The organism is Mycobacterium sp. TH-M82, assembly GCF_057473605.1.
Genome location: NZ_JBYCKY010000129.1, coordinates 1 through 12,782, shown reverse-complemented (window position 1 = coordinate 12,782; position 12,782 = coordinate 1). Strand labels below are relative to the sequence as shown.

Below are 12,782 nucleotides of genomic sequence, written 5' to 3'. Positions count from 1 at the left end.
TACTTGACATAATGTCCCTTATCGGTAGGCAACTCATGCGAGTGGCGTCTGGTGGTGAAGTCTCGATCACCGGTTGCCGTTCGGCCGGGTAAGCGACGAGCACGCCCACGAACCGCGTATTCGACGTCGAGGATCTCCAGTACGTCGCCGAGGTGATGTCGGCCAGCATGCCGGAGATGACCCGGAGCTGGTCGCAGCGTGCATACGACGTGTGGTCCAACCCGCTGCTTCCGGGCTCGACCTCGACGTGGCTTCGCAGCCCGTAGGCCGCGAAGGTGACGGGTACAACAACCACGAGCCCGCTGGCTCCGTTGTCGAGGATGTCGACCGAGACCACAACGGCGGGCCGGACGAAACCCGGCTCGTGCCCGATCGGCTGGCCGAGGTCGACGTTGTAGACCTCCCCGCGCCAGATCAAGCCAGGGCATCCCATTCCTGGCGCTCGGCCAGGTACTGCTGCCACGCTTGCGGATCATCGCGCAACTGTTGGTAATCCTGGTTCAGTCCCCGCAGGAAATCTTGGCGTACCAAGGCATCAATGGCGGAGTGCAGCACCTCGATCACAGTGGTCTGGTGGTCCCGAGCGAGTGATTGGAGGCGTTCAGCGTCCGGTCGGCGAACCCGGATGGTTGTGGTGTTCGCAGCAGCCATGACCCTTTTGTAGACGCGATGTAGACTCCACGTCCGATCAGCGATCCCCTTTTCGGACGTAAGCGGTAGGCCGTCCCCACCACCGCGACCAAACCCGTCCCATCGAACAGCCGAGCTACGATCAGCAGCTCAGCGCCGCACGCCGCCATCGTGACCAGCCTGCAGCACGCCAGCTAACCGCCCTCATTCAGCCGACACTGTGTGTCAGCGACGACCAGCACGGGCGAACACCCCGGCCAGGGCATCCAGGGTGGCCGGCACCAACCGGTAGTAGGCCCATTTGCCGCGCTGTGTTCGTTCCAGCAGGCCGGCCTCGACCAGGATCTTCAGGTGGTGCGACACCGTGGGCTGGGACAGCCCGACCGGCGCGGTCAGGTGGCACACGCACGCCTCGGCGCCCTCATGGCCCGCGATCAGCGACACCAGCCGCAGCCGGGTCGGCTCGGCCAACGCCTTGAGCACGCCGGCCAGCCGCTCGGCGGCGGCCGCATCCAGCACGCCGTCAGTGATGGGGCTGCAGCACGCCGCAAAGTCGACCACCGCAAGGGAGTCATCGCGTTGGGTTGAAGACGCGGTCGCGGCGGGCATGACCGTAGTATGGCACATATGCATTGACAGCTGTCGATGAGTCATGCAGACTGCACACATAGATATCTATCGATGGAAGGAGTGGGTTGAATGACCGCTGAACACAATGAGCTGCGCGATCAGGTTAGGGCAAGCTACGGCGCTGCCGCCGAAGCGGTGCGTAGCGGTGACACCAATGGCGATGTACTGACCGCGGCGAGCTGCTGCGGGTCCAGCGATTCGGCCGTTATTGGCACCATCTTCGGCGCCGGTCTCTACGGTGCCGGTGAGCACGCCGAGATTCCCGCCGAAGCGCTGGCGGCAAGCCTGGGCTGTGGTAACCCGACTGCGGTCGCCGACCTGCACCCGGGTGAACGCGTGCTCGACCTGGGTTCCGGCGGCGGCATCGACGTGCTGTTATCGGCGCGCCGTGTCGGCCCGCAGGGGTTCGCTTACGGCGTGGACATGACAGACGAAATGCTGGCGCTGGCCGAGGAGAACAAAGCCAAAGCCGCGGTCACCAACGTCGAGTTCCGCAAGGGCACGATCGAGGACATTCCGCTGCCCGACGCCGCGGTCGACGTGGTGATCTCCAACTGCGTGATCAACCTGTCGGCCGACAAGCCGGCCGTGCTCGCCGAGATGTTCCGGGTGCTGGTCCCCGGTGGGCGGATCGGGATCTCCGACGTCGTCGCCGAAGACCACCTCAGCGCGGTCGAGCGTGCCGAACGCGGCTCCTACGTCGGCTGCATCGCCGGAGCGTTGTCCCGCCAGGAGTACCTGGAAGGGCTGGCGGCGGCCGGATTCACCGATGCCACGGTCACATTCACCCACGAAGTCGCCGAAGGAATGCACGGCGCGATCATCCGCGCCACCAAACCCACCACATCCTCTGAATGAGGCAGCCAGCGAACACCCTCGCGCCACCACCGTGCCACCAGCGGGAAACCACGTCGTGTCGACAGTCGCCAGTGAAGCGGCCAGCCGCTCGCGTACCGGGAGAGAAACCTCATGAGTGACACCGCAGTATCGACTGCCGCACCCGCAGTGGCCACCAAGCTATCCACCCTGGACCGGTTCTTGCCGGTGTGGATCGGGGTGGCGATGGCCGCCGGCCTGCTGCTGGGGCGGCTGGTGCCCGGCCTGGGTGCGGGCCTGAGTGCCGTTGAGATCGACGGAGTTTCGCTGCCGATCGCGGCCGGGTTGCTGGTGATGATGTATCCGGTGCTGGCCAAAGTCCGCTATGACCAGCTCGGCGAGGTCACCGCCGACCGCAAACTCCTGGTGTCGTCGCTGGTGTTGAACTGGCTGGTCGGGCCGGCGGTGATGTTCGCCCTGGCCTGGTTGTTGTTGCCCGATCTGCCCGCCTACCGCACCGGCCTGATCATCGTCGGGCTGGCCCGCTGCATCGCCATGGTCATCATCTGGAACGACCTGGCCTGCGGGGACCGCGAAGCCGCCGCCGTGCTTGTCGCGTTGAACTCGATCTTTCAGGTCGTCATGTTCGCCGCGCTGGGCTGGTTCTACCTGTCGGTGCTGCCCGGCTGGCTTCACCTGCCCCAAACCGGCATCGAAGTCTCCCCATGGCAGATCGCCAGATCCGTGCTGATCTTCCTTGGCATCCCGCTGCTGGCCGGATACCTGTCTCGCCGCCTGGGTGAACGGGCCAAAGGCCGCCACTGGTATGAGTCGCAGTTCCTGCCCCGCATCGGCCCGTGGGCACTGTATGGGCTGCTGTTCACCATCGTCATCTTGTTCGCCCTTCAAGGTGATCAGATCACCTCCCGGCCTTTCGATGTCGCCCGCATTGCGGTGCCGCTGCTGGCCTACTTCGCCATCATGTGGGCCAGCGGCTACCTACTCGGCGCCGTTCTGAAAGTGGGCTACCCACGCACCACCACGTTGGCGTTCACCGCCGCCGGCAACAACTTCGAACTCGCGATCGCCGTGGCGATCGCCACCTACGGCGTGACCTCCGGGCAGGCCCTGGCCGGGGTCGTCGGACCACTTATCGAGGTACCCGTGCTGGTCGGGCTGGTCTATGTGTCCTTGGCGCTGCGCACCCGCCGCTTCGGATCCGAGTCGCAACCACCCAGTGCCCGCTGATGGCCGGCAAACCCAGCGTCTTGTTCGTCTGCGTTCATAACGCCGGGCGCTCCCAGATGGCGGCCGCACTGCTGGCCCACCTAGCCGGTGACCGCATCGACATCCGTTCCGCCGGTACCGAACCCGCCGATGAGATCAACCCGACCGCCGTCGCTGCGATGGCCGAACTGGGCATCGACATCACCGCCGATATTCCCACGATGCTCACCGCTGACGCGGTGCAAACCAGCGACGTCGTGATCACCATGGGCTGCGGAGACACCTGCCCCTGCTTCCCGGGAATCACCTACCGCGACTGGCATCTGCCCGACCCCGCCGGCCAACCCCTTGAGGTCGTCCGCGGTATCCGCGATGACATCGCTGTCCGCGTCCAAGGCCTGTTCGCCGAGCTTCTGCCGACCGACACCACCACATAAGCTGCACCAGTCACCCGAACATGTTGGGCCACTGGGGTTTGTTGCGGATCAGCGGTGCGGATGGAAGGCGTCAGCGGATGCGGCCGAGGCCGGGAATGCACGGGCGTCAAGAGAGGCGGCACCAGCGCCGACAATGATGAGAAACACACTGCCGCATAGTTGGGCCAGGTCGAGACGGGATTCGCGGATGAAGTCCCACCAGCCGCGTTCGGTGTGAAACAGTGGGGCTTGGCCCCAGAGTATAGGCATCTTGGTGATCAGTAGTGCGCCGAACATGTCGATGATCATTGGTATGACGGCCAACCGGGTAAGGAATCCGGCGAGAATCAGTACACCGCAGGTGATTTCGGCGGCTCCGTCGAAGGGTGCGAAGAAGCCGGGTGTGGGAATGCCGGCCTTTTCGAAGCGGCAGGTGCCCAGCGCTTCGGGCCGCAGAAATTTCAAGGCTCCTTCGCAAGCGAACACCAGGCCCACATATAGCCGGATGAGCAACACCGCAGCCGGTGCGCGGGTCGCGGCCAATCGAGTGAGCCAGGAAATGCCTTGGGCCATAGGATTCTCCCACCATCAAATGCCGTGTTCTAACTGCGTTGCAGGCGTGCGGATTCGAAACGCCGTCGTCGGATTGCGCCGCACGCGTGGCGCAGTGCGTAGATGGTGATGCCTGCGCCGATCACCGCGGCGCCGGAGATCACCGAGGACACCGGCAGCGCGAACGCCAACGTCCCGCATCCAATGAACCCGACCACGGGGATCGGGCGAGCCGGGCGATGTTGGTCGAAATGCAGTGTGAATGCGGATGCGTTGGCGATCGCGTAATAGAGCAACACCGCGAAGGAGGAAAATCCGATCGCGCTACGTACGTCGGCGCTTGCCGCCAAGACCGTTACCACCAGGCCGATCAGAAGTTCAGCGCGGTGCGGCACCTGGAATCGGGGATGCACCGCAGCCAACACGTGCGGCAAGTGGCGGTCGCGCGCCATGGCCAGCGTGGTGCGCGACACGCCGAGAAGCAATGCCAGCAGCGAACCTAGCGCGGCGACCGCCGCGCCGACCCGCACCACGGGCACCAGCCAGCCCGCCCCCGCGGCCCGCGTGGCCTCCGATAGTGGGGCCACCGCCGCGGCGAGCCGTTGGGGTCCCAGAACGGCCAGCGCCGCCACTGCGACGATGGCGTAAACGGCCAGGGTGATGGTCAGGGCGAGCGGGATGGCGCGGGGGATGATGCGGGCGGGGTCACGGACTTCCTCACCGAGGGTGGCGATGCGCGCGTACCCGGCGAAGGCGAAGAACAACAGCCCGGCCGCCCGCAGGACGCCGCCCACCGAGGCGTCCGCCACATCGAGCCAGGCCGCCGTGGCTGACCCGGAGCTCAACGCGGCGACGACCACGGCGGCCAGCACCGCCAGCACGACGGCGACGATCGCCCGCGTCAGCCACGCCGACTTCTGCACCCCCGCACAGTTCACCGCGGTCAACGTGACCACCGCCGCCACGGCGACCGCATGGGAGTGCGTCGGCCACACGTACGCCCCGACCGTCAGCGCCATTGCCGCGCACGAGGCGGTCTTGCCCACCACGAATCCCCACCCCGCTAAGTACCCCCAAAAATCACCCAGCTGCATCCGCCCATACACGTAGGTGCCACCGGAGGACGGATATACGGCGGCCAGCCGCGCCGACGACGTCGCGTTGCAGTAGGCCACCACCGCCGCCACCGCCAACCCGATCAGCAGTCCCGATCCTGCGGCATCAGCGGCCGGGCCCAGCGCGGCGAAAATCCCGGCGCCGATCATCGACCCCAGGCCGATCACAACTGCGTCGGCGGGGCCGAGTCGGCGCGCCAGCGCCGGCTGCCCGCTGGCTATTGCCCCTCCTGGTGCCCGAGGATCTCAGAGGCCAGCTCGGCGAGGGCCGCCCGCTCTTCGACTAGCGCCGCCCGCCCCAGGTCGGTGACCTCATAGACCCGGCGAGCCCGCCCGCCCACCACGTGTTGACGCGAGATCACCAGGCCCTCTTCCTGCATTCGGTGCAGCATCGGATACAGCGTTCCCGGAGAGATCTTGTAGCCGTGCCGGGCCAGCTCCTCGGCCATCCACGCACCGTGGACCGGGGTCATCTCCGCGTGGTGCAAGATATGCAGCCGCACCGCACCGCGCAGGAATTGGCTCACGACCCACCTCCATCGCGTCCCGTGGATAGCCCTGTGGCGGCCGGCTTCCTCTGCTTCCTCTGGCGCCACCATGTTGCCGGAATGCCTACCGGCCACAACACCCATATCGACTATCGATATCGGGACACGATACCATATGCCACTGGGCACAGCGACGAAAGGCGTGACCGTGACCGAACACCCACCCTTGGCCGTGAACCGGCGTCACCTTCTCGGGATCGCGATATCGGCAGCCAGTGTGATCGGCGTCTCGGCATGTGGAAGGCCGCAGCCCACGCCAAGCTCAGGCGGGCCCGGGCCACCATCGGACGATGAAGTGCCGGTCACCCCACCCGAGGACTTGATGCGCGAGCACGGAGTTCTCAAGCGCGTACTGCTGATCTATCAGGAAGGAATCCATCGCCTGCAGGCCGGCGATCAAGCTCCCGGCCAAGAGCTCAACGCGGCCGCGGAGATTATTCGAAGCTTCATCGAGGACTACCACGAACACCTGGAAGAACACTACGTCTTCCCGAAGCTGGAACAGGTAGGCAAACTCACCGACACCGCCACCGTATTGCGCACTCAGCACCAGCGCGGCCGCGTGCTCACCGACGGGATTCTCGCCGCCACCGCCGGAGCAGCTGAACACGATCGGCCTGCGCGAGAAGCCCTGGTGCAACACATGTCGGCGTTCATCCGGATGTATGAGCCGCATGAGGCACGCGAAGACACCGTCGTTTTCCCGGCGCTGCGCGACGTGGTGCCCGCCCAGGAGTTTCGCGACCTCGCCGAGATCTTCGAAGACGACGAACACCGGCGGCTCGGCCAGGCTGGCTTTCAAGGGGTGGTCGACAAAGTCGCCGATATCGAGAAAAGTCTCGGCATCTACGACCTGAGCACCTTCACTCCGAGCCAATAGCCAAGCACCCCGGCGACTTTACGCCACACTGCTACCATGCCGGTACAGCCGGATAGCGCCGTTGTGGTCGGCCGGTCCTCTTAGCCGACGGTATCGCGGACCCGGCCGGCGATCTGGCCCAGCGTGGCGTCGTCGTGTATCGGCGAGCCCAGTGCAGCCCGCACCGGTACCTGGACCCAGCTGGTGCAGCCGGCGTACTCCGGGGCGCGGTCCAGCGACACCGGCGCCACTAGCGGGATGGCCTGCACGACCAGGACGGTCAGGCGATGTTTGGGCCGGAAGTCCAATCGGTCTTCGCGTACCGAGGCGGCGGTCCAAATGTGCAGATCCTCGATGTCCTCCAGTCGTTCCGGGCGGTTAACCTCAACTGCCGCAATAATATTCGCTGCTGATCGGATGATCACCCGGTCGTCGGTGCAATCGGCGGCTGCGGTAGGTAGCAGGTTGCGATGAACGGGGCGGACCCGCGGCGCGTGGCTGTGCGCGACCGTCGGGAACAGCACGAATTCGTCGGCAGCGACATCGAAGCGCTTCTCGTGAATTCCGCCCTTGCGCAGCAGCACGGTCTGGCGGCCGTCCAGCAGCGCGTGCACGACCGCGCTCCACTCCTTGAGGGCGGCCACCGTCGCGGCGCTGCCCGGCGGCTCGAACCCGCGCAGTTCGGTGATGTTCCTGCGCACGGTGTCCACGATAGTGCGCTACTACCAGATGGTCACCGACCGCCGACGCGGGCGTCGAAAACCGCCCAGCGGCGGGCTGCCTGCGGGCGGGAGAGCTAGCGGGGCTCGCCGCTCATGAAGGCGGCGCCGCATCTCCGGACGGATCCACGGCCTGTTCGGCCAGCCACTCGGCCTCGGCTTGGGTGAACGGACGGCCACTGCCGAGTAGCTCCTTGAGCTTCTTCTTGTTGATGTTGTTGATCGTGGACCGGGGCAGCGCGCGCACCAGATGTACGGCGCGTGGGATCTTGAAGTCGGCCAGGTCTGCTGTGCAGCGCGCCAGCACCCGTGTCGCGATCCGCTCGTCGCTCCCGTCGGCGATAACGAACGCCACCGGAACCTCGTCGAGCTTTTCGTCGGGCCGGCCCACCACCGCTGCCTCGTGGACACCGGGAACAGTCAGCACCACCCGCTCGATCTCCGAAGCGGCGACGTTCTCACCACCGATCTTCAACATGTCTTTGAGGCGATCGACGAACGTGAAGGTGCCATCCTCGTTACGGCGCACCAGATCGCCCGTGCTGAACCACCCGTCGGCGTCGAACGCTTCTGCATCTGCGGACGGATTGTTCCAGTACCCGGCGAACATCGACACCCCGCGCACCCCCCGGATGAGGATCTCACCGACCGCGCCTGGACCGATCGGTCGACCGTCGCCATCAACGACCTTGACCTCGTACTCGGGAGCGACTCGTCCGATGATGCCCTCGAAGCCGCTGGGTTGGCCGTCACCGAGGAAACCGTGGCTGATGGTCTCCGTCATCCCCCACCACGGGATGTCATCGATGCCGTCATCTCGATGCCGCAGCGGGGTGTCGGGTCCACCGAAGCAGCGGTAGCGGTGCCCGGCCGGCGGGTCGGTGGCCATCACCGCCCGCGCTGACAGCGGTATCAATGACAGCCAGGTGCAGCCGTGGTGTAACGAAATGTCCCAGAAACGGCTTGACGACCATTTCGGGAGCAGCACCGTCCGTGCTCCGACCCACAGGCTCGCCAGCACCGAGTAGGCCATCGCGTTGGTGTGGAACAGTGGCATGTAAGCCAGGTGGCAGTCATCCCGACGCAGATTCTCGTGCGCCGCATTCACACGACCCGCCCACAAGCCATTGGCGTGGGTCCACAGCACACCCTTCGGCCGCGACGTGGTCCCCGACGTGTATTGGATGCTCAGCGGAGCCGCTGGATCCGCAGGCGGCAACACCAGCGATTGCGGATCGCCTCGAAGATCATCGAACCACAGGCCCGCACGACGATGCCCCGCCGATGGCGCGTCCGGCATATCGGCGGGGCCGATGTGCGGATCGGAATCGACGACGGCGACGAACGCCGTGCCGAGCGCTTCTTCGACCAGCGCTCGATACCGTGGCTGAGTTACGGCACCCACGGCTTCCGAATCCGCAGCGAAAAAGGCGAACTCATCGGCAGCGGACCGGACGTTAGTCGTTACCGCGACGGCATGGATGGCGGCACAGGCAAACCACGTCAAAAGAAATTCCGGGCAGTTCTCCAGGTGAATGATCACCCGCTGGCCCACGGAAACACCGCGGTCTCGTAGCCCTGCCGCGATCTGTTCGGCCTGCGTGTGGAACTGCGAGAACGTCCACCGCACCGCTTCACGGTCGAACGGTTGCCCGATCAAAAAACCGAGTCCGGCTCGCTCGCTGCCCTGTTCGCCACGAGCGTCCAGACGTCTATGCCGGTGAAAGGGTGGCACCTCGGCAAGGCGACCTGTGAACCGTTGTTGGTCATGGACGGTGCGCGGGTTTAGCCATCATCGCGAAATCGGACCCTGCTATCGGTTCTGGCACAGACTCCGGTCCTATCATATGATGTAAGTTTTGCCGTATCCGGCGCTCCAAAAGCGCCGTCGGAGTATGCTTCTTATTCCTAGTAAGCCTCGTCGCACCTGAGATCGGGGGCCTGGCAGTGAGTCCTTCCCGTATCGCGTTGGCGCCCGGCGCCGCCGCCGGCACCCTGTTGGCCGTCGCATTCCTCCCGGTCGGCCTGATCGCGGCTGCGTTCGCCAACGACGCGTCCGATCCCGCCGTTTTCGACCCACTCGTACGGGAACTCTTCGGCTTCTCCCCCGACGCGTCGGCACCGACAACGGTCACCTGGGTATCGGGGGAACCGCCCATTTTCCAGAGCATCCACCAGTCCCAATCCTTCGACAGCGCCGCCACCGACACGCTGGCGGCCGGGACATTCCAGGCCAACGACGAAGTCATCACCACCACGTTCGGCCCAGCCAGCCTCGAAATGCTCGTCACCACCACCGACCCGGGCACCAGCGCACCGCCGGTCGGATCGATCTATGACGTCATCAACATCGGACTCGGCTTCGAGAATGTCTACACCGACATCGCACCGACGACGCCCGGCGGCGCGGACAGCCTCTCCGACACCCTGGTGACACCCTTCGGCAACATCCCCCTCACGACTCACTTACACGCGTACCTGAATCCAGCGAACTCGTTCTACCTCTTCGACCCCGCCGATCCGGTGAACCATGGCACGGGCTCGGAGGCCGGCAACGCCACCGATGCCACCACCGCCGCCTCCGCCTTTTTCGACCCGATCTTCGGGAAGTTCTTCGGCTTCTCCCCCGATACCGCCGAACCGAACACGGTCTACGGAATAGCGGCGATCCCGCCTTTCTATCAGAGCATCCACCAGACGGTATCCTTCGACACCGCCGCCACTGACGGGCTCGCGGCCGGATCGTTTCAGGCTGACAACAATGTCCTGACCTATGGGTCGGGCCCCGGCTTCTCCGAAATCCTGGTCACCAGCTCCGATCCGGGCACCAGCGCTCCGCCGGTCGGATCGGTGTACGAGATCAACCACTCAGGCTTCGGCTTCGAGAACGTCTACTCCGACATCGCGCCGACGACGCCCGGCGGTCCGGACACGCTCACCGACATCGTGGTGACGCCCTTCGGGAACATCCCCATCATGACCGACATCCACACGTACTTCGACCCATCGGATTCGTTCTTCCGCTATACCGCGTCGAATCTGCCGGCCTACCCCGTCGACCCGTCCGCAGGGTCCTCCGCTGGCGATCCGAGCGGCTTCGATCCCACCGAGCCGTTCGCTTTCTTCGGGTTCTCCCACGATTCGTCGGAGCCGACAACGGTCATCACGGTGTCCGGGCTGACCGGGGTGGTCGGATTCCTGCCGTCTTTCAACAGCGTTCACGTGAGCGAGTCCTTCGACACCGTCGCCAGCGACACGCTGTCAGCCGGGGTGTTCGAAGCCAACAGCAACGTCATCACCAAGACGTCGGGCTTTTCCGACGCCGAAATCCTCGTCACCAACTCCGAGCCGGGCACCAGCGCACCGCCGGTCGGGTCGGTGTACGACGTCATCAAGCTCGGCAACGGCGTCGAGAACTACTACTCCGACATCGCGCCGACGACGCCCGGCGGCACGGACACCCTCTCCGACACCTTGGTGACGCCCTTCGGCAACATCCCCATCATGACCGACTTCCACTCGTTCCTGAATCCCACGGATGTGTTCTTCCCCTACTGAGTCATGCCGAACAGTCAAGCGCTCGACCAACTCCGGACCGACGGCTACGTCATCCTTCGCGATGTCCTTCCGAATTCGGTTCTCCACGAGGTGCGCACCGCGCTTCGCTGGCTGATGGAACAGCAAGCCTGGGCCAAGGGCGAATTTTTTGGCGACCGGACGAAGCGTGTTCACAACATGCTCGCCAAGACCCGTGCTGTCGACGCTCTTGTCGCGCACCCGGCGGTCCTGGAGCTCCTCCGGGGCACGCTCGGCCAGCCTCAAGTCTCGATCGTCAACGCGATCGAGATCCATCCGGGTGAGACATCTCAGTTCCTCCATCAGGACGACGTGGTGTTTCCCATCGCTCGCCCGCATCCCCCGGTGATCGTCAACACCATGTGGGCCATCACCGAATTCACGACCGACAACGGCGCTACCCGGCTGGTGCCGGGCAGTCAAGAAGCGACCGAAGTCCTCGACGACCCTCCGACGGTGGTCGCGGAGATGGAGCCCGGGTCGGTCCTGGTGTGGAACGGGGGCCTGTTTCACGGCGGCGGCGCCAACCACGCGCAACAACCGCGCCTCGGATTGAACGTGAACTACAACTGCTCGTGGCTGCGCCAGCAGGAAAACCAGTATCTCGCAATCCCCAAGGAACTCGCCGCGACCTTCTCCGACGACTTCCTTCGCCTGCTCGGTTATGACACCCACATCGACATGTACGGTCTGGTCGACCACCGTCACCCGCTCAGCGCGCTCGGCCGCAACGCGTCGGCAATCGCTTCGGGGGGAGGCGGAATGCGCGCCGACGTCACCGCGGGTTAACGCGGGTGAGCACGGTGCATTGTCACGACTACCTTGTCGCATCCACGTAGCCCCTTGAGCCACCTCGCGAACCTCATCCCAGAGCTCGGTAGACTGCGGCCCATGAAGCCGATGACGCTCGCCGTGGCGTTTGCTGCCTTGGCTGCGACCTTGGTGGCCCCGGCAGCACTGGCGGCCCCGGCGCAGGCCGGCCCCGATGTCGACGCCGATTTTGCACACGAATTGCAGAGCTATGGCATCTACGGTGCCCGGGACTACAACGCGTGGATGGGCAAGATCGTCTGCGAACGCCTGCGCGCCGGCCGAGACGCCGACGCTGCCGCCTCGGTCCGATTCATCACGCCCAACCTGCCAAGGGGCACGACCCAGGTACAGGCCTGGCAGTTCCTCGGGGCCGCGATCAACAGCTACTGTCCGGACGAGCGGTCGGTATTCGAAAGGGCTGCCGCTCAGCACTGACCGCGACGAGGCAAGCCTGGCAGGACCTGACACGTGGCTTGGATGGCGCGGCCCGGGCGGGCGCACGTGCCTCAGTGTGAGCCCGTTCGTCCGACTAGGGTTGGGGTCGGCACTGTCCAACTGAATCCAACCTGTGAGAGGGTCCACGATGGCTAGCGACAGCAAACTTGACAGTTTCGGAACCCGAGACCAGTTCGCCGTCGACGACATCAGCTACCACATCCGGAGGTTGGACCGCATCGACGGGTCGGCGCGGCTGCCCTACAGCCTGAAGGTGCTGCTGGAAAACCTGCTGCGCAACGAGGACGGACACCTGGTGACCGCCGAGCAAGTCGAGGCGCTGGCGGCCTGGGACCCGGCCGCCGAGCACGGCCGGGAGATCGCCTACACCCCCGCGCGGGTGCTGATGCAGGACTTCACCGGAGTTCCGTGCGTGGTCGACCTGG

At 65.2% G+C, this 12,782-nt stretch carries 13 protein-coding genes and 2 pseudogenes; 7 read left to right on the top strand and 8 right to left on the bottom strand.

Annotation, left to right across the window (positions count from 1 at the left end; all coding sequences use genetic code 11):
* From AC2VON_RS03790 to AC2VON_RS03780, 3 genes are all read right to left on the bottom strand, one after another.
* The coding region (locus tag AC2VON_RS03790) for a type II toxin-antitoxin system PemK/MazF family toxin (RefSeq protein ID WP_486951736.1) at positions 1 to 418 on the bottom strand (418 nt) is incomplete at its 3' end.
* Positions 415 to 564 carry a hypothetical protein gene (locus tag AC2VON_RS03785; RefSeq protein WP_486951735.1) on the bottom strand — a complete coding sequence of 50 codons (150 nt, stop codon included), beginning with the start codon at positions 562 to 564 and terminating at the stop codon, positions 415 to 417. The genes AC2VON_RS03790 and AC2VON_RS03785, both read right to left, overlap by 4 nt.
* Positions 565 to 855: 291 nt before the next feature.
* The gene (locus AC2VON_RS03780; RefSeq protein WP_486951734.1) at positions 856 to 1,239 is read right to left on the bottom strand and encodes an ArsR/SmtB family transcription factor; all 384 of its coding nucleotides are present in this window, start codon (positions 1,237 to 1,239) and stop codon (positions 856 to 858) included.
* Between the two features lie 90 nt (positions 1,240 to 1,329).
* On the opposite strand from AC2VON_RS03780, the gene arsM reads away from it, so the two are divergent.
* Both arsM and arsB read left to right on the top strand, forming a co-directional pair.
* Positions 1,330 to 2,118: an arsenite methyltransferase gene (gene arsM, locus AC2VON_RS03775; protein ID WP_486951733.1), complete on the top strand. Its 789-nt coding sequence runs from the start codon at positions 1,330 to 1,332 to the stop codon at positions 2,116 to 2,118.
* A gap of 111 nt (positions 2,119 to 2,229) precedes the next feature.
* Positions 2,230 to 3,740 (top strand): annotated as a pseudogene (arsB, locus tag AC2VON_RS03770) (ACR3 family arsenite efflux transporter).
* 48 nt (positions 3,741 to 3,788) lie between these two features.
* Here the strand turns inward: arsB and AC2VON_RS03765 are convergent.
* The 3 genes from AC2VON_RS03765 to AC2VON_RS03755 all read right to left on the bottom strand — a co-directional run bounded on the left by AC2VON_RS03765 (position 3,789) and on the right by AC2VON_RS03755 (position 5,859).
* A complete protein-coding gene (locus tag AC2VON_RS03765; protein WP_486951732.1) occupies positions 3,789 to 4,292 on the bottom strand; it encodes a DoxX family protein in 504 nt (167 codons plus the stop codon).
* A gap of 29 nt (positions 4,293 to 4,321) precedes the next feature.
* Complete coding sequence (locus AC2VON_RS03760) at positions 4,322 to 5,536, bottom strand: APC family permease (protein ID WP_486951739.1); 1,215 nt, start codon at positions 5,534 to 5,536, stop codon at positions 4,322 to 4,324.
* A gap of 68 nt (positions 5,537 to 5,604) precedes the next feature.
* On the bottom strand, positions 5,605 to 5,859 hold the full coding sequence (locus AC2VON_RS03755; protein WP_486951738.1) for a PadR family transcriptional regulator: 255 nt from the start codon (positions 5,857 to 5,859) through the stop codon (positions 5,605 to 5,607).
* A 190-nt stretch (positions 5,860 to 6,049) separates the two neighbouring features.
* On the opposite strand from AC2VON_RS03755, the gene AC2VON_RS03750 reads away from it, so the two are divergent.
* Positions 6,050 to 6,814, top strand: a complete 765-nt coding sequence (locus tag AC2VON_RS03750; protein WP_486951731.1) for a hemerythrin domain-containing protein — start codon at positions 6,050 to 6,052, stop codon at positions 6,812 to 6,814.
* Between the two features lie 80 nt (positions 6,815 to 6,894).
* On the opposite strand, the gene AC2VON_RS03745 is transcribed toward AC2VON_RS03750, so the two are convergent.
* Both AC2VON_RS03745 and AC2VON_RS03740 read right to left on the bottom strand, forming a co-directional pair.
* The gene (locus AC2VON_RS03745) at positions 6,895 to 7,437 is read right to left on the bottom strand and encodes a DUF1802 family protein (RefSeq protein ID WP_486951737.1); all 543 of its coding nucleotides are present in this window, start codon (positions 7,435 to 7,437) and stop codon (positions 6,895 to 6,897) included.
* A gap of 169 nt (positions 7,438 to 7,606) precedes the next feature.
* Positions 7,607 to 9,172, bottom strand: a complete 1,566-nt coding sequence (locus AC2VON_RS03740) for an AMP-binding protein (RefSeq protein WP_486951730.1) — start codon at positions 9,170 to 9,172, stop codon at positions 7,607 to 7,609.
* Positions 9,173 to 9,459: 287 nt separating this feature from the next.
* Between AC2VON_RS03740 and AC2VON_RS03735 the strand changes: the two genes are divergently transcribed.
* The 4 genes and pseudogenes from AC2VON_RS03735 to acnA form a co-directional block, all read left to right on the top strand.
* Positions 9,460 to 11,070: a hypothetical protein gene (locus tag AC2VON_RS03735; RefSeq protein WP_486951729.1), complete on the top strand. Its 1,611-nt coding sequence runs from the start codon at positions 9,460 to 9,462 to the stop codon at positions 11,068 to 11,070.
* Positions 11,071 to 11,073: 3 nt separating this feature from the next.
* Entirely contained in the window at positions 11,074 to 11,877 is an 804-nt protein-coding gene (locus AC2VON_RS03730) for a phytanoyl-CoA dioxygenase family protein (protein ID WP_486951728.1), read from the top strand.
* A gap of 102 nt (positions 11,878 to 11,979) precedes the next feature.
* Positions 11,980 to 12,336, top strand: a complete 357-nt coding sequence (locus tag AC2VON_RS03725) for a DUF732 domain-containing protein (protein ID WP_486951727.1) — start codon at positions 11,980 to 11,982, stop codon at positions 12,334 to 12,336.
* Between the two features lie 148 nt (positions 12,337 to 12,484).
* Positions 12,485 to 12,782 (top strand): annotated as a pseudogene (gene acnA / locus AC2VON_RS03720) (aconitate hydratase); the annotation flags it as partial.